The sequence below is a fragment of the Stenotrophomonas sp. S41 genome (assembly GCF_016624625.1).
GTDB lineage: Bacteria > Pseudomonadota > Gammaproteobacteria > Xanthomonadales > Xanthomonadaceae > Stenotrophomonas.
This window is the reverse complement of sequence record NZ_JACVTV010000045.1, coordinates 1-22844: the sequence shown is the minus strand read 5'-3', so window position 1 is coordinate 22844 and position 22844 is coordinate 1. Positions and strand designations below refer to the sequence as shown.

Annotated in this window: 21 protein-coding genes; 7 read left to right on the top strand and 14 right to left on the bottom strand. The window is 66.2% G+C overall.

Features of this window, described 5'->3' with window-relative positions; translation table 11 throughout:
• Positions 1-60 precede the first annotated feature (60 nt).
• The 3 genes from IAE56_RS11315 to IAE56_RS11305 form a co-directional block, all read right to left on the bottom strand.
• On the bottom strand, positions 61-453 hold the full coding sequence (locus IAE56_RS11315; protein ID WP_200752618.1) for a type II toxin-antitoxin system HicB family antitoxin: 393 nt from the start codon (positions 451-453) through the stop codon (positions 61-63).
• 130 nt (positions 454-583) lie between these two features.
• Positions 584-1312 carry a histidine utilization repressor gene (gene hutC / locus IAE56_RS11310; protein WP_200752617.1) on the bottom strand — a complete coding sequence of 243 codons (729 nt, stop codon included), beginning with the start codon at positions 1310-1312 and terminating at the stop codon, positions 584-586.
• A gap of 32 nt (positions 1313-1344) precedes the next feature.
• Positions 1345-2715 (bottom strand): formimidoylglutamate deiminase, encoded by a 1371-nt coding sequence (locus tag IAE56_RS11305; RefSeq protein ID WP_200752616.1) that lies wholly within the window; start codon positions 2713-2715, stop codon positions 1345-1347.
• A gap of 67 nt (positions 2716-2782) precedes the next feature.
• Between IAE56_RS11305 and hutI the strand changes: the two genes are divergently transcribed.
• The 6 genes from hutI to IAE56_RS11275 all read left to right on the top strand — a co-directional run bounded on the left by hutI (position 2783) and on the right by IAE56_RS11275 (position 11910).
• Positions 2783-4006: an imidazolonepropionase gene (gene hutI, locus IAE56_RS11300; RefSeq protein ID WP_200752615.1), complete on the top strand. Its 1224-nt coding sequence runs from the start codon at positions 2783-2785 to the stop codon at positions 4004-4006.
• A complete protein-coding gene (gene hutH, locus IAE56_RS11295; protein WP_200752614.1) occupies positions 4003-5544 on the top strand; it encodes a histidine ammonia-lyase in 1542 nt (513 codons plus the stop codon). Before hutI ends, hutH begins: the two co-directional genes overlap by 4 nt.
• Complete coding sequence (gene hutG / locus IAE56_RS11290; protein WP_200752613.1) at positions 5541-6395, top strand: N-formylglutamate deformylase; 855 nt, start codon at positions 5541-5543, stop codon at positions 6393-6395. Before hutH ends, hutG begins: the two co-directional genes overlap by 4 nt.
• Entirely contained in the window at positions 6392-8059 is a 1668-nt protein-coding gene (gene hutU / locus IAE56_RS11285; protein WP_200752612.1) for a urocanate hydratase, read from the top strand. Before hutG ends, hutU begins: the two co-directional genes overlap by 4 nt.
• Before the next feature lie 148 nt (positions 8060-8207).
• Positions 8208-9641 carry a serine hydrolase domain-containing protein gene (locus IAE56_RS11280; RefSeq protein ID WP_200752611.1) on the top strand — a complete coding sequence of 478 codons (1434 nt, stop codon included), beginning with the start codon at positions 8208-8210 and terminating at the stop codon, positions 9639-9641.
• A 160-nt stretch (positions 9642-9801) separates the two neighbouring features.
• Positions 9802-11910, top strand: coding sequence for a TonB-dependent receptor (locus tag IAE56_RS11275; protein WP_200752610.1), 2109 nt, complete (start codon positions 9802-9804; stop codon positions 11908-11910).
• 147 nt (positions 11911-12057) lie between these two features.
• On the opposite strand, the gene IAE56_RS11270 is transcribed toward IAE56_RS11275, so the two are convergent.
• The 5 genes from IAE56_RS11270 to IAE56_RS11250 form a co-directional block, all read right to left on the bottom strand.
• Positions 12058-14307 carry a GGDEF domain-containing protein gene (locus tag IAE56_RS11270; RefSeq protein ID WP_200752609.1) on the bottom strand — a complete coding sequence of 750 codons (2250 nt, stop codon included), beginning with the start codon at positions 14305-14307 and terminating at the stop codon, positions 12058-12060.
• Positions 14308-14618: 311 nt separating this feature from the next.
• A complete protein-coding gene (locus IAE56_RS11265; RefSeq protein WP_200752608.1) occupies positions 14619-15137 on the bottom strand; it encodes a hypothetical protein in 519 nt (172 codons plus the stop codon).
• Between the two features lie 71 nt (positions 15138-15208).
• On the bottom strand, positions 15209-15988 hold the full coding sequence (locus IAE56_RS11260; RefSeq protein ID WP_200752607.1) for a hypothetical protein: 780 nt from the start codon (positions 15986-15988) through the stop codon (positions 15209-15211).
• Complete coding sequence (locus IAE56_RS11255; RefSeq protein WP_200752606.1) at positions 15985-16365, bottom strand: VOC family protein; 381 nt, start codon at positions 16363-16365, stop codon at positions 15985-15987. The genes IAE56_RS11260 and IAE56_RS11255 overlap by 4 nt, the downstream gene beginning before the upstream one ends.
• A 44-nt stretch (positions 16366-16409) precedes the next feature.
• Positions 16410-16991, bottom strand: a complete 582-nt coding sequence (locus IAE56_RS11250; RefSeq protein ID WP_200752605.1) for a TetR/AcrR family transcriptional regulator — start codon at positions 16989-16991, stop codon at positions 16410-16412.
• A 69-nt stretch (positions 16992-17060) separates the two neighbouring features.
• Here IAE56_RS11250 and IAE56_RS11245 point away from each other — a divergent pair, with 69 nt between their 5' ends.
• Positions 17061-17606: a thioesterase family protein gene (locus IAE56_RS11245; protein ID WP_200752604.1), complete on the top strand. Its 546-nt coding sequence runs from the start codon at positions 17061-17063 to the stop codon at positions 17604-17606.
• Positions 17607-17615: 9 nt separating this feature from the next.
• On the opposite strand, the gene IAE56_RS11240 is transcribed toward IAE56_RS11245, so the two are convergent.
• From IAE56_RS11240 to IAE56_RS11215, 6 genes are all read right to left on the bottom strand, one after another.
• Positions 17616-18074: a hypothetical protein gene (locus tag IAE56_RS11240; protein ID WP_200752603.1), complete on the bottom strand. Its 459-nt coding sequence runs from the start codon at positions 18072-18074 to the stop codon at positions 17616-17618.
• A 24-nt stretch (positions 18075-18098) separates the two neighbouring features.
• Positions 18099-18851: an SGNH/GDSL hydrolase family protein gene (locus IAE56_RS11235; protein WP_234456026.1), complete on the bottom strand. Its 753-nt coding sequence runs from the start codon at positions 18849-18851 to the stop codon at positions 18099-18101.
• Positions 18852-18898: 47 nt separating this feature from the next.
• Positions 18899-19318: a hypothetical protein gene (locus IAE56_RS11230; RefSeq protein ID WP_200752601.1), complete on the bottom strand. Its 420-nt coding sequence runs from the start codon at positions 19316-19318 to the stop codon at positions 18899-18901.
• Between the two features lie 195 nt (positions 19319-19513).
• The gene (locus IAE56_RS11225) at positions 19514-21901 is read right to left on the bottom strand and encodes a GH92 family glycosyl hydrolase (protein ID WP_200752600.1); all 2388 of its coding nucleotides are present in this window, start codon (positions 21899-21901) and stop codon (positions 19514-19516) included.
• Positions 21902-22037: 136 nt separating this feature from the next.
• On the bottom strand, positions 22038-22379 hold the full coding sequence (locus IAE56_RS11220; RefSeq protein ID WP_200752599.1) for a hypothetical protein: 342 nt from the start codon (positions 22377-22379) through the stop codon (positions 22038-22040).
• Positions 22380-22397: 18 nt separating this feature from the next.
• Positions 22398-22724, bottom strand: a complete 327-nt coding sequence (locus IAE56_RS11215; RefSeq protein ID WP_200752598.1) for a hypothetical protein — start codon at positions 22722-22724, stop codon at positions 22398-22400.
• Between the last annotated feature and the right edge of the window lie 120 nt (positions 22725-22844).

The following is a 22844-nucleotide window of genomic DNA, read 5'->3' as shown; positions in this document are numbered from 1 at the left end:
GCGTGGCGTGGATCTACTGGCATCGACGCGTGGCGTGGATGGGCAAATGATGCCGTGGCGTCAACGCAACGCGGCAAGGTGGGCGATGTAGCTCGAACGCGATTCGCCGGCAGCCTTGGCCTGCGCATCCAACCTTGCGAGGATCCGCCGCGGCAGGCCGATGTTGACCCGCTCGACGGTATCGTCCAGCAGGGCGGGATCAATGTTGATGTAAGCGAGAATCCACTGAGTCCCAGTACCCGCATCGGCCACGAGCTTCTGCGGCGCAGACGGCGTCGGGATGGAGCGCCCTGCATCAAGCGCGGCGTCAATCCACGCAAGCGCGGCCTCCTCCGCCGAACTGAGCGCATCTTCAAGCGTGTCCGCCGCTGAAAAACAACCCGGCAGATCGGGCACGACCACGCCCCAGGCTGTGCGTCCGTCACCGGCTTCGATCAAGACTGGATATCGCATGGGACCCGCCTGGCGCCGCGTCAAAGGCACGCTAAGCGCCCGTGCGCCGTTGCGGAAGAGGCGAACGCGACAGTCCACGTGCCTCGACGGAGCAGCCGAGCATGGCTCGGCTCTACAGGACGCGGGCGACTTACCGCGCGCCCGGCGCGAAGCGTGCCACCAAGTCCCAGGCATCGCCCAGGAACATCTGCCGCACGCGAGTGATCGGCTGGTCGCCGCGCCAGGTCAGGCGCTCGATCACCAGGCAGGCGGTGCCCGTCTTCACGTCCAGCAGCTTGGCCGAGGCGGCGTCCGCACCCCAGGCGCTGATGCGGTGCTGGGCGCGGGTCCAGGACACATTCTGCAGCAGCCAGCTGCCCGGCGCGGTGGTGCTGAAGTCGATCTCCAGCACCTCGGGCACGCCTACCGGGCTGATCAAGCGGTGCTCCAGCGCCAGCGGTCGGCCATCGGCCAGGTGCAGGCAGCGCATCGCCAGCAACGGCTCGCTGCCGGCCAGTTCAACTTCGCCGGCATTGCCCGGCTCGGCCAGGCGCAGTTCACGCTGCAGCAGCCGATAGGCGTACTGATGCCCGCGCGAGCCGACTTCCATGGCGATGTCTGGAATTTCCAGCGCCACCTGTTCAAGGTGCGGAGGCTGCCGCGCCACGAACGAACCGGCACGGCGGCGGCGTTCGATCATGCCGCTCTCGGCCAGCGCGGTCAGCACCTTGTTCACCGTCATCCGCGAGCAGCCGTACTGCTCCATCAGCTCGTGCTCGTACGGAATGCGGAAACCCGGCGCCCACTCTCCACTGAGGATGCGGCTTTCCAGATCGCTGCGGATACGCTGGTTGAGCGTGGCGGACTTGCTGGCCTTCACGGGAGTGGGGATTCTCGATAAGAGGGAGGCGGTCAGCCCAGCACGCCACGCAGGGCAGCGGCGAAGGCGGTGGTGATGGCCTCGCGCTGCAGGTGGCGGCCGTCGGCCACGACCTGCCGGCCATGGCGCCAGACCGAACGCAGCGCGCCATTACGTGCAGCGAAGACCCAGCTGTCAAGCCATGCGTCATCCTGCCGCGCCTGCAGCGCCGGGTGTGCGGGGTCCAGTTCAAGCAGATCGGCGCTGGCCCCGACCTGCAGGCCGGCGGCCACGCCCAGCGCCTGCGCGCCACCCTGCAGCGCACCTTCGAACAGGAAGCGACCGCTGCTGCGGGTGGCATCCGGAGCCAGGACATTGCGCCCGCGCAGCGCCAGGCGCTGGCCGTACTCGAGCAGGCGCAGCTCCTCGGCGGCATCGATCAGCACGTTGGAATCCGAGCCGACACCGAAGCGGCCGCCCTCGCGCGCGAACGCCTGCATCGGGAACAGGCCATCGCCCAGGTTGGCCTCGGTGATCGGGCACAGGCCGGCCACGGCCTTGCTGGCCACCATCTGCGCACGCTCGGCATCGGTGATGTGGGTGGCATGCACCAGGCACCAGCGCTCATCGACGGCAGCGTTTTCGTACAGCCACTGCACCGGCCGCTGGCCGCTCCAGGCCAGGCAGGCCTCGACCTCGCGCACCTGCTCGGCAATGTGGATGTGCACCGGGCCGGTGGTCAGCGGCAGCAGGGCATCGAGGTCCTCGCCGGTGACCGCGCGCAGGCTGTGCGGCGCAATGCCCAGCACCGGGTCGGGCAGCGTGGACAGGGCGGTCTTCGCCCCGTCCAGCAGCCGCGCGAACCCATCTACATCGTGGATCAGCCGGCGCTGTGCGGGATTGGGCGGTGCGCCACCGAAATCGGCGTGCGCGTAGAACACCGGCAGCAGGGTCAGGCCGATGCCGGTCTGCTCGGCGGCGGCGGCGATGCGCGCGCTCATCTCGGCCGGGTCGGCATGCGCCTGGCCGTTGGCCTGGTGGTGCAGGTAATGGAATTCGCCGACGCGGGTGAAGCCGCTTTCCAGCATTTCCATGTAGGCCTGGGCGGCGATGGCCTGCACCGCCTCCGGGCGCAGGTGGGCCAGGAAGCGGTACATCAGCTCGCGCCAGCTCCAGAAGCTGTCACCGTCGCCGCCGCCGATCTCGGTCAGGCCGGCCATGCCGCGCTGGAAGGCGTGGCTGTGCAGGTTGGGCAGGCCGGGCAACAGCAGGCCGACGCGGGTATCACCGTCCTGCGCGCCCTGCCCCGTTTCAATGCCTGTGATGCGGCCGCCCTGCACCTGCAGGCGCACGTCGCGCGCCCAGCCCTCGGCCAGCAGGGCGTGGGCGGCATGGAAACAGTGCGGGGAACGCGAATCGGACATGGCTGGACAACCCGAAATGGACGCCTATATTGTATAGACATATAAGCACAGCCGCGTTGTGGATGCCATGCACGTCGATACCCTCTGGTCCAACGTCCACCTGATGACCCTCGATGGCGAGGGCCTGGGTGTCATCACCGATGGCGTGCTGGCCTGCGCCGAGGGCCGCATCGTTCATGTCGGCCCGGCCGGCAGCGATGCGCACCTGCAGCCGACCACCCGCATCGATGGCGAAGGCCGCTGGATCTCGCCGGGCCTGGTCGACTGCCACACCCACCTGGTCTACGCCGGCAACCGCGCCAATGAGTTCGAGCAGCGCCTGCAGGGCGTCAGCTATGCCGACATCGCCCGCGCCGGCGGCGGCATCGTCTCCACCGTGCGCGCCACCCGCGCCGCTTCGCCGCAGCAGTTGGCCGCGGAAAGCCGCCCGCGCCTGCTGGCGGTGCGCGCCGAAGGCATCACCACGATCGAGATCAAATCCGGCTACGGCCTGACACTGGACGACGAGCGCAAGCAGCTGCAGGTGGCCCGCGCACTCGGCGAGGAATGCCGGGTGAATGTGGTGCCGACCTTCCTCGGCGCGCACGCGGTGCCGCCGGGGCGCGAGGCGCAGGAGTACACCGACGAGGTGTGCAACGTGATGATCCCGGCCATCGCCGCTGAGGGCCTGGCCGAGGCCGTGGACGTGTTCTGCGAGAACATCGCGTTCTCGCCGGCGCAGGCGCGGCAGGTTTTTGAGTCGGCACGTGCGAACGGGCTGGCGGTGAAGATCCATGCCGAACAGATGAGCAACCAGCATGGCGCCGAACTGGCCGCCGGTTTCGGTGCGCTGTCGGCCGACCATATCGAACACCTCGACGATGCCGGCATTGCCGCGATGGCCGCTGCCGGCACGGTGGCCGTGCTGCTGCCCGGCGCCTTCTATTTCACCCGCGATACCACCCTGCCCCCGATCGCCGCGCTGCGTGCGGCCGGCGTGCCGCTGGCACTCGCCACCGACAGCAACCCCGGTACCTCGCCGCTGACCAGCCCGCTGCTGGCGATGAACATGGGCGCGACCCTGTTCCGCCTGACCGTGGACGAATGCATTGCCGGCTTCACCCGTGAAGCGGCGCGCGCGCTGGGCCACGGCGAGCGCATCGGCCGCCTCGCGGTGGGCCTGGACTGCGACCTGGCGATCTGGGACATCGACGCGCCGGCCGACCTGGTCTATCGCATGGGATTCAACCCGCTGCACGCGCGCGTGGTGCGCGGGCAGCCCGACCTGCCTGCTTCCTGGAGCAACACATGAGCAACACCCTGGTTCTTCGCCCCGGCCATGTCACCCTCGCCCAGTGGCGGCAGGTCTACCGCGGTGCGCCGCTTGCACTGGACCCGGCCGCGCTGCCGGTGGTGCGCGCCAGCGCCGCCGCGGTGGCCGCCATCGTCGCCAAGGGCGCGCCGGTGTATGGCATCAACACCGGCTTCGGCAAGCTGGCCAGCGTGCGCATCGAGCGCGAAGACCTGGCCACCCTGCAGCGGAACATCGTGCTTTCACATGCCGCCGGCGTGGGCGAGCCGATGCCGGCCAGCGTGGTGCGGCTGATGATGGCGCTGAAGCTGGTCAGCCTGGCGCAGGGCGCCTCGGGTGTGCGCGAGGAAACCCTGCTGCTGCTGGAAGCGATGCTGGTGAAGGGCGTGCTGCCGGTGGTGCCGGCGCAGGGCTCGGTCGGCGCTTCGGGGGACCTGGCACCGCTTTCGCACCTGGCCAGCGTGATGCTGGGCGTGGGCGAGGCCTTCATCGGCGAGGAGCGTCTGCCGGCGATGGACGCACTGGCACGCGCCGGCCTGCAGCCGGTGGAGCTGGACGCGAAGGAAGGCCTGGCTCTGCTCAACGGCACCCAGTTCTCCACGGCGTATGCGCTGGCCGGTCTGTTCGAGATCGAGACCGTGTTCCAGGCCGCGCTGGTGACCGGTGCGCTGTCGGTGGAAGCGGCCAAGGGCTCGGATACGCCATTCGATCCACGCATCCACGCCATCCGCGGCCAGCGCGGGCAGATCGCCACCGCCGCCACCCTGCGCGCGCTGATGCAGGGCTCGGACATCCGCGAATCGCATCGCGACAACGACGTGCGCGTGCAGGACCCGTACTGCCTGCGCTGCCAGCCGCAGGTGATGGGCGCGGCGCTGGACATCCTGCGCCAGGCCGCAACCACGCTGGAAATCGAAGCCAACGGCGTGACCGACAATCCGCTGGTGTTCACCGAGACCGGCGAAGCGCTGTCCGGTGGCAACTTCCACGCCGAGCCGGTGGCCTTCGCGGCCGACATGCTGGCGATGGCGGTGTGCGAGATTGGCTCGATCAGCGAGCGCCGCCTGGCGATGCTGGTGGACCCGGCGCTGTCGGGTCTGCCGGCGTTCCTGACCCCGCGCCCGGGCCTGAATTCCGGCTTCATGATTCCGCAGGTGACCGCCGCGGCGCTGGTGTCTGAAAACAAGCAGCGTGCCTACCCGGCCAGCGTCGATTCCGTTCCGACGTCGGCCAACCAGGAAGACCACGTGTCGATGGCCGCGCACGGTGCACGCCGCCTGATGCAGATGGCCGAGAACGCGGCCAACGTGATCGGCATCGAGCTGCTGGCCGCCGCGCAGGGCTGCGATTTCCACGCGCCGCTACGCTCCAGCGCTGCGCTGGAAACCGTGCGTGCCACCCTCCGCGCGCAGGTGCCGACGCTGGAAGAAGACCGCTACTTCCACCCGGACATGGTGGTCGCCACGAACCTGGTACGCAGCGGCGCACTGGCACAGGGCCTGGGCGAACTGCTGCCGACCGTGGAGCCGCAGGCATGAATGCCCGCCCCGAATGGCTGACGGTGCACGAGGGCGATGCCCCGTTGATCGTCAGCTTCCCGCATACCGGCAGCGAGCTGCCGCACGAGCTGATGGGCGATTACCACTCGCCGTGGCTGGCGCGGCGCGATGCCGACTGGTGGGTGCACGACCTCTACGACTTCGTGCGCGGGATGGGCGCGACCACCGTGCGCTCGGCGATCTCGCGTTCGGTGATCGACCTCAACCGCGACCCCAGCGGCGTGTCGCTGTACCCGGGCCAGAACACCACCGGCCTGTGCCCGCTGACCACCTTCGACAATCAGCCGCTGTACCACGCCGGCCGCGAGCCGGATGAGGCGGAGATCGGCCGCCGCCGAGACACGTATTTCGCGCCCTACCACGATGCGCTGGCCGCGCAGATCGCACGCCTGCGTGCGCGCCACGGCACGGTGGTGGTGTATGACGCGCATTCGATACGCTCGCATATCCCGCACCTGTTCGACGGCGAGCTGCCGCAGTTCAACCTGGGCACGGCCGGTCCGTCCGGTGCACCGGATACCTCCTGCGACAACGCACTGAGCGATGTGGTGGAGAACCTGCTGAAAATCAGCGGCATGAGCCAGGTGCGCAACGGCCGCTTCAAGGGCGGCTGGATCACCCGCCACTACAGCGACATCGCCGGCGGCGTGCACACGCTGCAGATGGAACTGGCCTGCCGTGGCTACATGCACGAACCGCTGCCCGACCAGGTGGACGAGCACAGCTGGCCCACCCCGCTCGACCCCGAACACGCCGCACCGCTGCGCCACACGCTGGCGCAGGTGCTCAACGCCTGCCTTGAATTCGCTACGAACCGGAGCGCCGCATGACCCGCAACGACCCCAGCCGCACCATCATCGCGCCCACCGGCACCACGCTGAACGCCAAAAGCTGGCTGACCGAAGCGCCACTGCGCATGCTGATGAACAACCTGCACCCGGACGTGGCCGAGCGCCCGCAGGAACTGGTGGTGTACGGCGGCATCGGCCGCGCCGCACGCGACTGGGAGAGCTTCGATGCCATCGTCGAAACGCTCAAGCGGCTGGACGATGACCAGACCCTGCTGGTGCAGTCGGGCAAGCCGGTGGGCGTGTTCCGCACCCATGCCGATGCACCGCGCGTGCTGATCGCCAATTCCAACCTGGTGCCGCGCTGGGCCAACTGGGACCACTTCAACGAGCTGGATAGGAAGGGCCTGGCTATGTACGGCCAGATGACTGCCGGCAGCTGGATCTACATCGGCGCGCAGGGCATCGTGCAGGGCACCTACGAGACCTTCGTGGAAATGGGCCGCCAGCATTTCGGTGGCGACCTGACCGGCAAGTGGCTGTTCACCGGCGGCCTGGGCGGCATGGGCGGCGCGCAGCCGCTGGCCGCGGTGATGGCCGGCGCCTCGTGCCTGGCCGTCGAGTGCCGCAAGAGCAGCATCGACATGCGCCTGCGCACCGGCTACCTGGATACCTGGACCGACAACCTGGATGAAGCGCTGCGCCTGATCGATGAAGCCTGCAAAGCGGGCGCGCCGAAATCGGTGGGCCTGCTGGGCAATGTGGCTGACGTGCTGGCCGAACTGCTGGAACGCGGCATCAAGCCCGACCTGCTGACCGACCAGACCTCGGCGCACGACCCGGTGAACGGCTACTTGCCGCAGGGCTGGACCGTCGAACAGTGGGACGAGAAGCGCGTCTCCGCGCCGAAGGACGTGGAAAAGGCCGCGCGTGCATCGATGGCCAACCACATCCGCGCCATGCTCGGCTTCCACGCGCTGGGCGTGCCGACCGTGGATTACGGCAACAACCTGCGGCAGATGGCGCTGGAAGAAGGCGTGGCCAATGCCTTCGACTTCCCCGGTTTCGTGCCGGCCTACATCCGCCCGCTGTTCTGCCGCGGCATCGGCCCGTTCCGCTGGGCAGCGCTGAGCGGCGACCCGGAAGACATCGCCAAGACCGATGCCAAGGTGAAGGAGCTGATTCCGGACAACCCGCACCTGCACCGCTGGCTGGACATGGCCGCCGAGAAGATCAAGTTCCAGGGCCTGCCCGCGCGCATCTGCTGGGTGGGCCTGGGCGATCGCGATCGCCTGGGCCTGGCCTTCAACGAGATGGTGGCGAACGGCGAACTGAAGGCGCCGGTGGTGATCGGCCGTGACCATCTGGACAGCGGCAGCGTGGCCTCGCCAAACCGCGAGACCGAGGCGATGGCCGATGGTTCCGATGCGGTGTCCGACTGGCCGCTGCTCAATGCCCTGCTCAACACCGCCAGCGGTGCCACATGGGTGTCGCTGCACCACGGCGGCGGCGTGGGCATGGGCTTCTCGCAGCACGCCGGCATGGTGATTGTCTGCGACGGTACCGAGGCGGCCGCGAAGCGCATTGCGCGCGTGCTGTGGAACGACCCGGCCACCGGTGTGATGCGCCATGCCGATGCCGGGTATGAGATCGCGGTGGAATGCGCGAAGGAGAAGGGACTGGATCTGCCGGGGATCCTGGGCTGATCGAGCGTCGCCGGGCACGGCCCTGCGCTGCCTTGAACGTGTGGTAGAGCCGGCCGCTGGCCGGCTTTCCCTGGGGCGGGAATCGCTGCTCTTGACCCGATCTCCCGCCCTGACCAAGATGCGCCATCGCCGCTGACGGACCACCGCGATGTATCGCGCCCTTGCTGCACTCTTCTGCGCCGTGGCAGTCACCCTGCCCGCCTCGGCGCGTGATGTTCGCGACGGGCTTTCGAGCCGGCTGGACACCCAACTGCAGGTCAACCGCGAGCGCTACGGCATCGCCGGCCAGGCCGTGCTGGTCGCCCACAACGGCAACGTGCTCTACCAGGGCGCCAGCGGTGAACGCGACCCGGCCACGCATGCAGTGGCCACCGTCGACAGCATATTCGCCGCGCAGTCGATGGCCAAGCTGCTGACCAGCACGCTGGTGATGCAGCTGGTCGATCAGGGCACGCTGGATCTCGACGCGCCCGCCAGCCGCTATGTCCCCAATCTGCCCGCCGCCTGGCAGGCGATCCATGTGCGCGATTTCCTCAACCACAGCTCCGGCATCGCCGAGTGCTACGACCGCGTGGACAACCGCTGGGTGAGCAAGGGCTACCCCGGCGTTGCACCGGATCTTGCCGCTGCACTGAAGGTGGCCGGCGCGGCGCCGATGCAGTTCGCCACCGGCAGCCGCGTGCAGTACACCCAGGCCAACTACCTGGTGCTGACCGCGTTGCTGGAAGCGCACTACCACAAGCCCTACCCGGCCATCGCCCGCGAACGCATCCTGCAGCCGCTGAAGATGCGCAGTACTTCGTGGGGGCTGGACAGCGTGCCAGCAGCACGCGCGGCAGTGCCATACACCGGCAAGGACGGCGCGTTGCAGGCGGCCGATGAAGATCCGTGGCCGCACTATGGCTGGGGCCACGCGGACCTGCAGACCACCGTCGGCGACATGAACCGCTTCCTGCAGGCGCTGGCCACCGGCAAGCTGCTGCGTACAGCGACACTGGAAAAGCTCTGGCAGCCGCAGAAGCTCGCCAGCGGCGGCAGCAATTTCTTCTCCACTGGCTGGGATACCACGCGCAGCGATGGCTACACCCAGGTCGGCCACGATGGAGGTACCCGCGTGCGGGCGCGGCTGGCCTACAAGGGCAGCCTGGCCAGCGGTTACTGGGTGTTCGTGTACTTGACCAATGGCAGCGCGCGCAATGTGTGGTCGAGCACCTTGGTGGAGAGCACGATGGCGGTGGCTGCACCGCAGGAGTTTCCGAGTGCGGTGCTGTCCGAGCGCCTGATCGCCTATGCGTCGGATGAGACGGCTGGCGCGGCACAGGCGATGCGCGACTGGTTGCAGGACAACATCCGCATCACCGGCAGCGAACGCGAGCGCGCGATCAACGCCAGCGGCTACGCGATCCGTGAGAGCCTGGGTGCGGGCAAGGCGCTGAAAGTATTCGCCCTCAACACCGAGCTGTACCCGGATTCGGCCAATGCCTGGGACAGCCTGGCCGAATGCCATGCCGCGCTGGGCGATGCGGAGACTGCCAAAGCGCTGTACGAGAAGGCGAAGGCGCTGGCGAAGCCGTCTTTGTAGAGTCGAGCCATGCTCGACTGCGTTGTTTTGATGCAGCCGACTTCGCCAGTCGAGCATGGCTCGACTCTACAAGGGCATGCCCCATACGGCACTGATGGGTGACGTACCGCCCGCGACCTGTTAACTTGCGCGCCAATTTCGTGGTTTACAGCCTGTCCGCATGTCGCTCCCGTCTTACCGCCCCACCCCGTCGCTGCTGTTCCTGGCCGTCTCCCTCGGCCTTGCCGCCACCGCCCACGCCGCCCCGCAGGCCACCACGCTGGACGCGGTGCAGGTCACTGCCGCCGATGCCAGCGCCCAAGCCCGCGAGGCGCTCAAGCGCGTGCCCGGCGCCAGCAACGTCATCGACGTCGCAAAGGCCGACAGCCGCCTGTCCAGCAGCGCCGACGTGCTGGCCTACCAGCCCGGCATCAGCGCGCAGTCGCCGGGCAACGAGGGCACCAAGGTGTCGATCCGCGGCTCGGGCATCAACCGTGGGCCGGGCGCGCATGCCTCGGGCATTGCGGTCTCCCTCGATGGCCTGCCGTTGACCGGCCCGGGCGGCACGCCTTACGAACTGCTGGAACCGCTGTGGCTGTCGCGCGTTGAAGTGCTGCGCGGCGCCAATGGTTTCGAGCGCGGCGCGTTGGCGCTGGGCGGTGCCATCGACTATGTCAGCCGCAGCGGCCGCGACTCGGCCGGCGTGCAGCTGCATTACGAAGCCGGCAGCCGTGGCTACCAGAAGCGCGGAATCAGCTGGGGCGGCGTCAGTGGTGATGTCGACTACTTCCTGGCCTACTCCGACAGCGAGTTCGACGGCTACCAGCGCCACGCGCGCGGCGACGGCAAGGGCGCGATGGCCAACATCGGCTGGCAGATCAGCCCCGACCTGCAGACGCGCTTCTTCGTGCGCTACCGCGAGACCAATCACGAAACGCCCGGGCGCCTGACCCGCGACCAGATCCGCAACGACCCGCGTGCGGCCAACCCGGCCAACCTCGCCATCGACGCGCGCCGCCCGCAGCCGGGCAGCACCTGGATCGGCAACATGACCACGCTGCAGATCGACGAGGATTCCTCGCTGCAGGCCGGGCTGGTCTACCACAAGTACCCGATGGACCTGGGCGAGAGCCTGTACCGCCAGCAGCTGGACTACGCCGACCTCAACGCGACGCTGGACTACCGCCGCCGCCATCCGCTGTTCGGGCTGGACAGCGAAACCACCGTCGGCCTGCGCGTGACCCACGACCTCGATGCCAACGTGCGCGAGTCGCTGCGCTTTGCCAGCAACGGCTATGCCGCCGGCACGCACACGCGTGATTTCCGCCATCTCGGCACGCAGAGCACGCTGCATATCGGCAACAACCTGGCGGTGAATGATCGCCTGCGCGTGCAGACCGGTCTGGCGCTGATCAACACCCGCAGCGATGTGCAGGTGACCTGGCCCACCAGCGGTGGCCGCCTGCGTGACCACGACTGGGATTACGCGCCGCGCCTGGGCTTCACCTGGCAGCACAGTGCGCAGACGCAGTGGTTCGGCAACCTCAGCCGCTCGGTGGAAGCGCCGCACCCGTGGTCGATGATCTGGGGTTCGAACCAGTTCTTCGGCGCTGGCAACGGTCCGTCGACCGGCCGCCAGAGCACGCCGGTGGCGATGCAGAACCAGACCGCCACCACGCTGGAACTGGGCGCGCGTGGCGAAGCTGCGCTGGGCCGCTGGGAACTGACCGGCTACTACGCGCACGTGAACCACGAACTGCTGAGCGTCGAGCTGCAGCCGGTGCCGAACCTGTTCGTGGCCGAGAACAATGCCAGCCCCACCTTGCACCGCGGCATCGAGGCCGGCCTGGACAGCACGCTGTGGCAGGGTGTGCCGGGCCGCCTGTCGCTGCGCCAGGCCTACACGTTCAGCGATTTCCGCTACCGCCACGACACGCGCTTCGGCAGCAACCGCCTGCCCGGCCTGCCGCAGCACAGCTACCAGGCCGAACTGCGCTTAGACCATGCCTCGGGCCTGTATGCCGCACTGAACACCGAGTACGCCTCGCGCATCGCGGTGGACTATGCCAACAGCTACTGGGCCGACAGCCACGTGATCTTCGGCAGCCGCATCGGCTACGACGCACCGGGTGGCCGCTGGCAGGCCTGGGCGGAGATGCGCAACATCGGCGACCGCCACTATGCGGCCACGGTCACGCCGGGCTACAACGACGCGGGCAAGGATGTCGCGCGCTCGACGCCGGGCGAAGGCCGCGGCGTGTACGCAGGGGTGCGCTGGCGCTTTGATTGAGCGCCAGCGCACTGATGTGCACCGGTACGTTCACCACTTTACGTAGATCCATGATCTGGATGCGAGCACTCTAGTGAACCCCCACACCTACAATGGAGTGGGGGCTGGGAGAGACAGTGCTGCGTGTACATTAAGCTATGCACGCTCTCAAACTGCCCGCAAATCATCCAATTTGGATCTCGCCGCCTCGAACTGACCAGGCTTCAAAAATGAGAGATTACCGCTACCTTCCGCAACATTAAAAAGCTCTGAAACACGCACCAAGTCAGGATCGCCTCGCAGCAAGTGCGACTCAAGCCCAGCAACGGCAAATATGTTTGAACTATTCTCGTTCGGATGTTCGCCAGCGTTGGCGGCCATGGCCATATTAAGATTATCATAGGCATCAGCAAATCTTCCGCAGTAGAACTGCGCAATAGCAAGATTACTGCGAACCACCGGACTATCTTGATATTCAACTGCCGCGCGGAAAGACACACCAGCGAGCTCAGCATCACCTGAGAATACGAAGTGCGACAAGCCGGCAAAGTTCTCAAACATCGAGCCTACAATACCCAACTCTTTGAATCGATCATAGTCCGCCAGGACCTTCTCATATTCGTTCGAATAGTAGTTCTGGCTAATCACATCTTGAGGCGCTCGGGCGTCAAATCTTCGCCAAGCATTCTTATCCACTGACGCAGCCGCGATCGTTGCGTAATCGTAAGCGGCGCCCAAATCAAGCGAGTAGCCAGCTTCTAAACCGATCGTCATCGAGTCACGGTCAAACAGGCCAAGCGAGAAGTCGGCGACATCGCTACAAATTTCATACAGCAATCGGATCATCCGTTCCATCAGTTCATCGACCGAGTCCTCGTCGCATGACAACGCGACGCCAAACTGTCCTATTTCGGTTTGAACTATTCGCATCGGAGCGGGGAAAACGCGTTTTGCGGCTGCCACGGCGCCGGCCAAAATTTCATTTGCTTTGACAGACCCATGACTCCTTTCAACCTCACGGATGTCGGCAAAGCGAATAGAGAGTACTCGCCGACTGTCACCTGGATCTCCGGTTAGCCAGGACCTGAGGACAGCCTCTGCTTCAATCTCTCTAGATATTTCATTGTGGCCGTGAAGCCCAGAAAGTCCGCCAAACAGGCCGAGCGGGATTGACTCCAAGAAGTCCCCCTCTACAACATCTATCCCTTCCCGCCTCTCAGAGATTGAACAGAACGAAATTTCGGACTGGACATCGAACGCAACTATCTTAGCTGTCTTAATGCGCGGGTATCTTCCAAGAATCCTCCTCGTGCGCCCGTCGTCAACAATGTAATTTCTCTCACCGGTATATCTTTCAGGAACAACGAAGAACTCCCGCCCCTTCACCACCCCAGCCTCTAGACCGATATCAATCACCACCACGCCTGCGGAAGAGTCGTGTTCTAAAACTCTCCCATACTTCTTCAGAATGTCGGGAAAATATCTGATGCAATTCCGCCCAGCACCCTTCGCGGAATAAAGAGCCTTGTCCGAATGAACTTTCAGGCGACCCGCAACTGATGATGGATTCTGCTTGGGCGTAATACCAGTCAATCTGGCGAGACCAAAGCTGGCAGTTACGTGACGCTCCGAGGGCGGCGGAACGACCACCCCGTCGCCCCCAATCACCGCCAACTGAGAATCAGAAGGAATAACTTCTCGCTCAATCGCGGACCGCAACTCTTCCAGAACGTCAAGGACCTCTCGCTCCTCAACCTCTCCACTGAAAAGTATATTGAACTCTTCGCCACCGAGTCGATAGAGATCAACCCTGAGCTTCGGCCGCTTCCCCTGGATTAAAGAACACTGATCCTGAACGAGCCATGCGAAGGACCGCAGCACCAAATCTCCATAGTCATGCCCTCGACTATCGTTAATTCTCTTAAAGAAATCGATATCCAGTGTTGCGAGGCTCACAGAGTTGAGTCCACCGTGAGCAAGCAACCCGCCACCAGTCCCACCTGAAGACGAAAGAATCTCCAAGGCTTTCGAAAGATCAGTCTCGAATGACTTTCGATTCTTACATCCTGTAAGAGAGTCATGCAGGGCGTCGAACCGATGCCTAGAATTTTCTCTGACCTGCTCAATTCGAGAGCTTATCAAGTTCAGCTTGACAGTCTTCGGAAATATCGAAAACTCAACACACACGACTACACCAGCGTCATTCAAGGGGAAAGCATAAGTCTTGCTAAGCCCCAACTTTCGATATTTCCCATCCCGCACCGCAACGGAAAAGTCATCGTGACATGCAGATAAATTATCCCCAACATACCATTCGTCCGCACGAGAATGAAATACGGTAACTTCTTTTATATCTGCAGATGAATTTTTTAGATCCATTAACTCAAGCGAAAATTCATTCAACCAACCCGCCTTCATCGCCCCCTCCCCTTAAAACTCAATTTTAATTGATCTTCACGTGCCACAGCAGTCGCCCAGCGCCTCGACTATTGCAGCGAATGGATTTTGGATCAGACGCTTCATATTCAACTAGAGTGAGCCGCATGGAGCAAAGCAGGTTCGCGCAAAGCTCCGCTATAGGCACCTCCCGGGTGGTATCTGGATCTGTAGCCACACCGCCATATTAATCACGCTTCCCATCGGTTCGTTAAGCTTTGCGAGACATAGTCCCATTCTAGGGCTTTGACCGAAGATGAACAGGGAAACGCCGGGCATTGCCCGGCGCTGCCTCAGGCGATGCGCCAGCGTGGCAGCTGCTCGCTGCGCCTCCAGATGAGCGGGGCCGCCGCCATCAGCAGCAGGGCCATCAGCCAGCGCGGCGAGGTGGTCAGCAGGCCATCGACCCACCCTGCGATGACCAGCGACGGCACCTCCTGCCAGGGGCTGTAGCCCAGGTAGAGCACGCTGCCGGCGCGCCACACGAACACCACGCCCATCGCCGCCAGGAACAGCGCCGTGCTGCGGCAGGTCCAACGCTGCGAGGGCGTTCCCCACTCACGGGAGACGGCGAACAGCACGCCGATGATCAGCGTGGCCATCAAGGCCACCAGACCGATATCGACCTTGCGGCCGATCCGTTCATACGTGCACGCACGGCACGTCGCTTCCTCAGTGGCGGCAGCCACGTCAGCGACCGGCTCGATCGTCGCCGACGGTGACTGTGCCATCGCGCTGAACGACATCACCAGCGCGAACATCACACCGAGCACCCAACACACCACCTTTGTCCTGCATGCAGCCACATCCATGTGCTTCTCCTTTGCAATGAAGTTTCTTCCTGTGCGGGCCACTCAGTGCCCGGCACTCCTTTTCGCCCACCTTACAGCGCCTGCACCACCTGCATGAGATTGACCGCGTCCGGCGCCAGCTGCTGCGCAAACCAGCCCAGCACCGCGAAGAACACCAGCAGGCCCAGCAGCGGCCAGATCGTGTGCGACAGGCACAGCTGCCACCAGCCCTGCGCGCCCATGCCCTGCATGCGCCGGTACAGGCCGCCGACAATGGCCGCGTCCACCAGCAGTTCGGCCATCAGCACCGGCGCCGACCACACCACCCAGGCGCTGGCCAGCAGCACGCCGGCCGCGAGCGCGAGGATGCCGGCCACGGCCAGCAGTGGCAGCCCGGCCTCACCGTCGGCGACCTCCAGCAGGGACGCGCCATCGGTGTCGGTGAGGGACGGGGTCGAGGCCTCCGCCCACGACGCTGACGCCCCACCACCACCGGAATGGCCGCCATTGCCGCCCCATGACGGGCCCGTGCGTGGCGAACTGCCACCGCCGCCGCCATTACTGGCGACCTCGGCGGCACCGTCGGCCACGGCATCCCAGCGCCAGCGGATCCAGAGCCACATCAGCAGCAGGAACACGACATAGGCCAGCAGCACCGACAGCGGGTAGCGCAGCAGCATGCTGTCCAGCCCGGCCAGCCGCAGCACATGGGAAGCGAGAAACCCGGCGCCGCCGGTCAGCAGCACGATCAGCGCCATCTGCAGGCGCGGCCAGCCGTGGTGCTGCAGGTGCCGGCGCGCGCGGGCGACTTCACTGCTGCGTGTCATCGGCAGCTTCAGTGGGCTGCGGTTGAAGCGCTTGGTCTGCTTCATGGGGCAGCCTGTTTGGTGACCGCTTCGATGCGATGGCCGTCCGGGTCGACCACGAAGCTGGCGTAATAGGTATCGCCGTAATCGGGGCGCAGGCCGGCCGGGCCATTGTCACGGCCGCCGGTGGCCATTGCCGCGGCGTGGAAGGCATCGACCTGTGCGGGCGATTGTGCAGCGAATGCTAGGTGGAAGCCGGGGCCCGGCGCGCTGGCGTCATCGCGCAGCTTCAGGCACAGCACGTCTTCGTCATCCACCAGGCCGTAACCGATGGCGGTGTCATCCTCGAACACGCGCCGATAACCCAGCGCGGCCAGAACCGCATCATAGAACCGGCCGGCAGCGTGCAGATCGCGGACGCCAAGAGAAAGGTGGTGCAGCATGCGGACATCCTTGCCGGGCACGCGTGGGTGCATTCGGGCCGATTCTAGCCTGCAGGCGGGGTCGCTGCCTTCAGCAGCTGCGCGGCCACCTGGTCGAACGGGGCGATGTCCTGCAGCGCGCGGCTCATGGCCACCGCACCTTCCACGCTGGCGATGACCAGGCTGGCCAGCGCGGCCGCCTGTTCCGGTGCGTGACCGTCAGCCACGAAGGCCTGGGCCAGATGGCCCTGCCAACGTGCGAACACCTCGGCGGCGGCAGCACGCGGCTGGCTCGCGACCGCTTCGACCGGTTCTTCCACCGCCGCGGCCAGCACCGGGCAGCCGGCGCGGAACTGCGTGCGCAGCAGGCGCTCGCGCCACATCGCCAGGAACGGCTGCAGGCCCTGCACCGCGCCCCCTTGCAGCAGCTCCACCAGCAGGGCTTCCACCTTGTCGCCTGCCATCTGCGTGGCGCGGGCCAGCAGTTCCTGCTTGCCGCCCGGGAAATGGTGGTAGGTCGAGCCCAGCGGCGCCTCGGCCAGCTTGGTCACCTCGCGGATGCTGGTGGCATTGAGCCCGACCCGCGCCAGCATCTGGGCGGCCGCATCGATCACGCGCTGGGGGGCATCGGACGCTCGCGGGCTCATGCCGCTCACCTTGCTAGGACAGTCGTCATAGATTAGCGTATCGCCCGTCCTATAACAGTCGTCATAGTCATGAATCTCTGGTTCCGCCTGCTCCACCTGCTGCTGTGCAGCCTGTTCCGGCCGAAGCTGGAGGCCCCGTTCGGGGTCTCGCGGCTGCCGTTCCGGGTGCTGCCCAACGACCTGGACAGCAACCTGCACATGACCAACGGCCGCTACTGGAACATCTTCGACCTGGGCCGGCTGGACCTGATCCTGCGCATGGGCCTGGGCAAGGTGGCGCTGCGTGAGAAGTGGGCGCCCATCGTCGGTGCGGGCACCATCCAGTTCCGGCGCGAGCTCAAGCCCTTTCAGCAGTTCACCCTGGAAACCCGGCTGGCCGGCTGGGTCGGAACGCGCATCATCATGGAGCAGCGCGTGCTGGTCGGGCCGGAGCAGAAAGCCGCCACCCGCGCGCTGCTGGTCACCGGCATCTACGACCGCCGCGCGCGCAGCTTCGTCGGCATGGAGCGGATGATGGCGGCCATTGGCTGCGATACGCCGCCCTCGCCGCCGCTGAGTGCGGCAGCGCAGGCGCTGCTGGCGGCGGATACGGCGCTGAAGCGCGACGACGACTGAGCGGGCGCCTTACAGGGCTTTCCGGAGCACATCCTGCAAGCGACGCTTGTGCGACTCCACCGATTTCCAGTTCCAGTCGCACACCGGCGAAACGTCCAGCGCGCCGCGCTCGCGGGCCAGTGCGGCGCGCTCGGTCAGGGCCTGCACTTTCGCGCCGACGTTCGCATCGATGGCCATCGGCAGCAGGATCGAGATCAGCCCCCAGCCGGACACCATGACGCGCGCGGAGTCACCGCGCCCGCTGTCGAACGGGCGCACGCGCACGGCGCCGCCCATGTCCGCGTACTGCACGCCGATCAGCAACATGCCGCCTGAGACCCACTGCAATGCCCTGCCGTGCTCACACAGCGCCTCGGCGGAATCGTAGCGGCGCGGCTGCTCGCCGGCGCTTGAATAGAGCTCGGTGACCAGCACCGGGCTGCGCTTGAACACGGCGCGCGCCACGGTCTCGACCACCTTGTTGGACACTGCCGCCATACCCAGCGAAGACGATCAGTGCTTGCCGGGCGGCGTGGCTTTCAGCGCCTGCGTAATCGCCTTTTCCGCCAGCGGCGACATCAATGCATAACCCTTCGCGGTTGGGTGCACGCCATCGGCCGCCAATGCCGGATCCAGTCCACCGGCTGCATTGGCCATGGCCGAGTAATAGTCCAGGTACACCAGCCCCTGCGCATCGGCGTACTGCTTGAGTGCGGCGTTCAGGGCGCGCACCTTGGGCGCAGGTTCGATACCGGGCATCCACCGGTACTCGCTCACCGGCAGCACCGACGACAGCACTACGCGGATGCCGTGCGCAAGCGCCAGTTCGACCATCGCGTGCAGGTTGTCTTCGATCATCGCCTGCGTGCTGGGCCCGGTATTGCCGGCAATGTCATTAGTGCCGGCGAGGATGAGCACCACGTCCGGCTGCAGCGCAATGACGTCCTGGCGGAAACGCAGCAGCATCTGCGGCGTGGTCTGCCCGCTGATGCCACGGTTGAGATAGCCCTTGCCGGGGAAGAACTGTGCAGGATCCTTCTCGCCCCACAGCTGGGTGATGGAATCGCCGTAGAACAGCACGCGCGGCACGCCGCCCTGCTTGGCCGGTACGCGCGCGTTGGCCTCGCGGTAACGGGCCAGGTTGGGCCAGTCGGACAGGCGCTGCTGCATGCCGCGCACCTCATCCGGGGTGACCTGGTCCACCGGCTTCAGCAGCAGCGGGTTGACCGCCACCGGCGGCTGCGCCTGCGCGCAGGCCATGGCCATCAGCAGGGCCACGGCAGTGGCGCAGTATCGCGAACGTCGAAGGTGGGTCATGAGTTTTCCAGAAGGAACTGGCTGATTTCGCGGCGCAGATCGAGGTCGTCGGTCTGCCGCGCGGCTTCGTCGGCGAGCAGCGCGAATTCGTAACCGCGCTCGGTCTCGCCCTGGTCGATGTGGCGTCGTGCCAGTTCCAGGCAGATCGATGCTTCGCCTTCGATCACGCCCAGCTGGCGTGCCTGGGCCAGCGCGCGCTCGTAGTAGCCGATCGCCACGCCGCTGTCGCTGGTGAAGTCACCCAGGGTTTCCCAGAGGAAGGGATGGTCGCGGCCTTCCACCGCCATCGCATCGCAGTACTGCCGCAGCTCGTCGTGCAGCCGCCACTGGCTGCGGGTATCGCCGTGGGTGCTGGCATTGGCCATTTCGACCGCCACGCCCAGTACGTGCTCGTACACGTCCTGTGGAATTTCCATGGGAACCTCCTGCCGCTTGTCTGTTGCACGGTCAGGCTAGCACGGCCGGGTGGTGCCCGGCCGTGTGGAGGTTCATCTACGCATGGCGTGGCACCGCATCCACGCATGGCGTGGATCTACCGGGCCGGATGGTGCGCGTTCAACGGGGCCGGGGGTGCCCGGCCGTGTGGTGGTTCATCAACGCATGCCGTGGATTTAGCGGGGGCCGTGCGAAGGCGGTACGTCCTGTGCGCCCCACTGCTCGTTCTTCGTGCTGCCCAGTTCGAAGTCGAGGGTGCCGCCGCGCTGCACGAAGCTGGCCGGCAGCCAGCTCGCGTTGCTGGCCTTGCCATCCACCTGCAGCGACTGCACGTACGGCGCATCCATCGCCGCGCCGCGTGCACGCACCACGATCTTCGCGCCCGGGCGGGTGATCACTGCTTCGGTGAACAGCGGACTGCCGATCACCAGGTCCGCGCGGCCCGGGTACACCGGATACAGGCCCAGCGCCGACCACACGTACCACGAGGACATCTGGCCAAGGTCATCATTGCCGGGCATGCCCTCGGGCGTGTTGGTCCAGATCTGGCGCATCGCCTGGCGCACGGTTTCCTGGGTCTTCCACGGCTGGCCAAGGAAGTTGTACAGCCACGGCGCTGCGATGGACGGTTCGTTGTCCAGCTCGGCGTGCAGCGGACCGGACTTGGTCACTGCCCACCCACCATCCGGCGTGCGGAAGAACGCATCGAGCCGCGCGATGCTGGCCTCGCGGCCACCCAGCGCATCGAACAGGCCCGCCGGATCGAACGGCACCATCCACAGGTACTGCGCGCCACTGCCTTCGACGAAACCATCATCGGCGGCCGGATCAAACGCCGGCCAGCTGCCATCGGCATTGCGCGGCTGGATGTAGCCCTGCCGCGCGGTGGCCTTCGGGTTGTAGAGATTGCGCCACCAGCCGGAACGCTCACGGAACTGCTTTGCACCCTGCGCATCGCCGGCGGCGAGGGCCAGCTCGGACAGACCGAAATCGGCGCTGACCATTTCCAGCGTATCGGCCGCACTGCCCCAGCCCGGCGCGCCTTCCGGCATGTACTTCAGGGCCAGCCACTGGTCCAGGCCCGGGCGCTGGCCCACGCACAGCACCGGGCAACCGCGCTTGTCCAGATCACGCGCGGTGGGCAGGGTCGCTGCTTTCTTCAGCGAGGCGTAGGCGCGCTGCAGGTCGAAGCTGCGGCCGCCGAAGGCATGGATGGCCGCCACCGACGGCGGCGACGGATCGCCGTTCATCACGCCGGTGGCGCCGGTGATGTGGGTCCAGCGATCCCAGACGCCGCCATTCTGGTCGGCCTGGTTGAGCAGCGACTGCGCCACGTCCGAACCGACCTGCGGCTGCAGCAGGGTCAGCAGCTGCAGCTGCGAGCGGTACACATCCCAGCCCGAATAGTTGGCGTACTGCGCCTGCTGCCGCTTGGCCAGCGCATGCACCTTGCCGTCCATGCCGCGGTAACGGCCATCGCCATCACTGTGCAGGTTGGGCGCCAGCATGGCGTGGTAGAGCGCGGTGTAGAACACGGTGCGCTCGTCGGGCGTGCCACCCTGCACCCGCACCTGGCCCAGCAGCTCGTTCCACTTCGCGCGGGTGGCCGCCTGCGTGGCCGCCACGGTCGTGCCCTGCGGACTCTCGCGGCGCAGGTTGGCGCGCGCGCCGGCTTCATCGACGTAGGAAATACCGATGCGCGCAGTCACCTGCGGCGTGCGTTTGGCATCGAAACTGATCCAGCCGCCCGCGCCCTTGCCTGCCGGCGGGTGGCCCTTGCTGCCATAGGTGGTGCCACCGCCGCCCTCGCGCGCGCCGGCCTGCACGGTGTCATCGCGCCAGGTACCGCCCACCTCGAACGGCTGGTCGAACTCGGCGACGAAATGCAGGGTGTAGTAGCTCTCGCGGCGGTCCTCGGCGAGGTAGCCGCAGAAGTTGCCGCTGGTGACCGAGCCGCGCACGGTGCGCGTTGCCGGGTCGATGATGATGGTCGAATCGCTGCTGCCCACCTCGCTGTCGGAGGTGCGGAACAACAGGTTGGCCGGCTTGTCGGCCGGGAACTGGAACTGGCCTACCGCGGTGCGCGCCGTGGCTGCCAGGCTCACGGCCACGCCGTTGTCGAGGGTGAGCGTGTAGGCACCGGGGCTGGCGCTTTCCTTCGCGTGGTCCAGCAGGCTGGTATAGCGCACGCCGGCATCGGCCGAAGACGGCGACAGCTCGACTGGCAGGGTTACCGGCATCAATGGAATATCGCCGCTGGCGCCGGTGCAGCCGGTGCCATTGACGTGGGTCAGGCTGAAACCGCGCACGCCGTTGCTGCGCCACTCATAGCCACCGGGCGCGGCAATCGGGAAGCGCTTGCCCGGCAGTGCGGTCATTTCCGGGCTGAAGGCCACCATGCCGAAGGGCACCGTCGGCCCCGGGTAGACGTTGCCGGCGTTGGTGGTGCCGATGAAAGGGTTGACCTCGGCGGCCAGGTCCTGCGCGGGTGCCCTGGCGGCGAGCAACGGCAGCGGGGACAGCGTCAACACAGCGGAAACGACGACCAGCAACGAACGGGACATCGACAACTCCAGTGGAAGGAGGCACCCACGCGCCTTGAACCCCTGAGAGTAGTACGCACGTGCATGCCCGGCGACGGGCCGGAGGTCATGGTTGGCGGTACCCGGTCACGATCGCAGCCACCGGGCCGCGCCCGGATCAGTACAACGTGCCCAGCTTGAACAGCGGCAGGTAGGCCGCAAACATGGCCAGCGGGGTCGCCACCATCAGCGTCACGCTGCCGATCAACGCCGACAGCCGCGCCCACCCTGCCAGCCAGGCGGCAATCACCAGCGGAAGGCCAAGCCAGGCCAGCCCGTAGCTGCCTGCAAAGAACTGGGTGATGACGGGCAGCGGCTGGCCCGCTTCGGCAAACTGCTGAGCGAACTGCGGGATCGCAAACCGGCCCAGTGCGGTACAGCCCACCGCAGCAGTGCCGCTGAACAACAGGCCGACCAGCAGCCATCCCCATCCGGTACGTCCACGTGCAGCGATTTTCATGGCGACGTCCGTGCGCGGTCAGTACGTGCCCTGCACGAACGGCTGCCCCGCCTGCGTGGTGCCGATGATCATCGCCACCGATTGATCGTTCTTGTGGAAGCCCGCCGAGCAGACTGCGTCGCGGCCCTGGCCACATTCGATCTCGGGGAAATCCGGCAGTGTGGCCTGCGCTGATTCCGGCGGCGTGGCCTGCCAGCCCGCTGCATCGAGCAGGCGCTTGGCCTTGGCATAGGGCATGCCGGCGGTGATGCCCAGCGTGGCCAGTTCATCCGTCATTTCCTGCGCCGACGCGATGGCCGGTGCGATCGCCAGTGACAGGAACACAGCAAGAACGATGGTTTTCATTGAGCGCATCCGTGGCAAGCACCAGAGCTGCAGCGTACCGCAGCTTTGCGGCAACGCAATGGCATTGCCTTTGTAGAGTCGGGGGGGGGGGGGGGGGGGGGGGGGGGGGGGGGGGGGGGG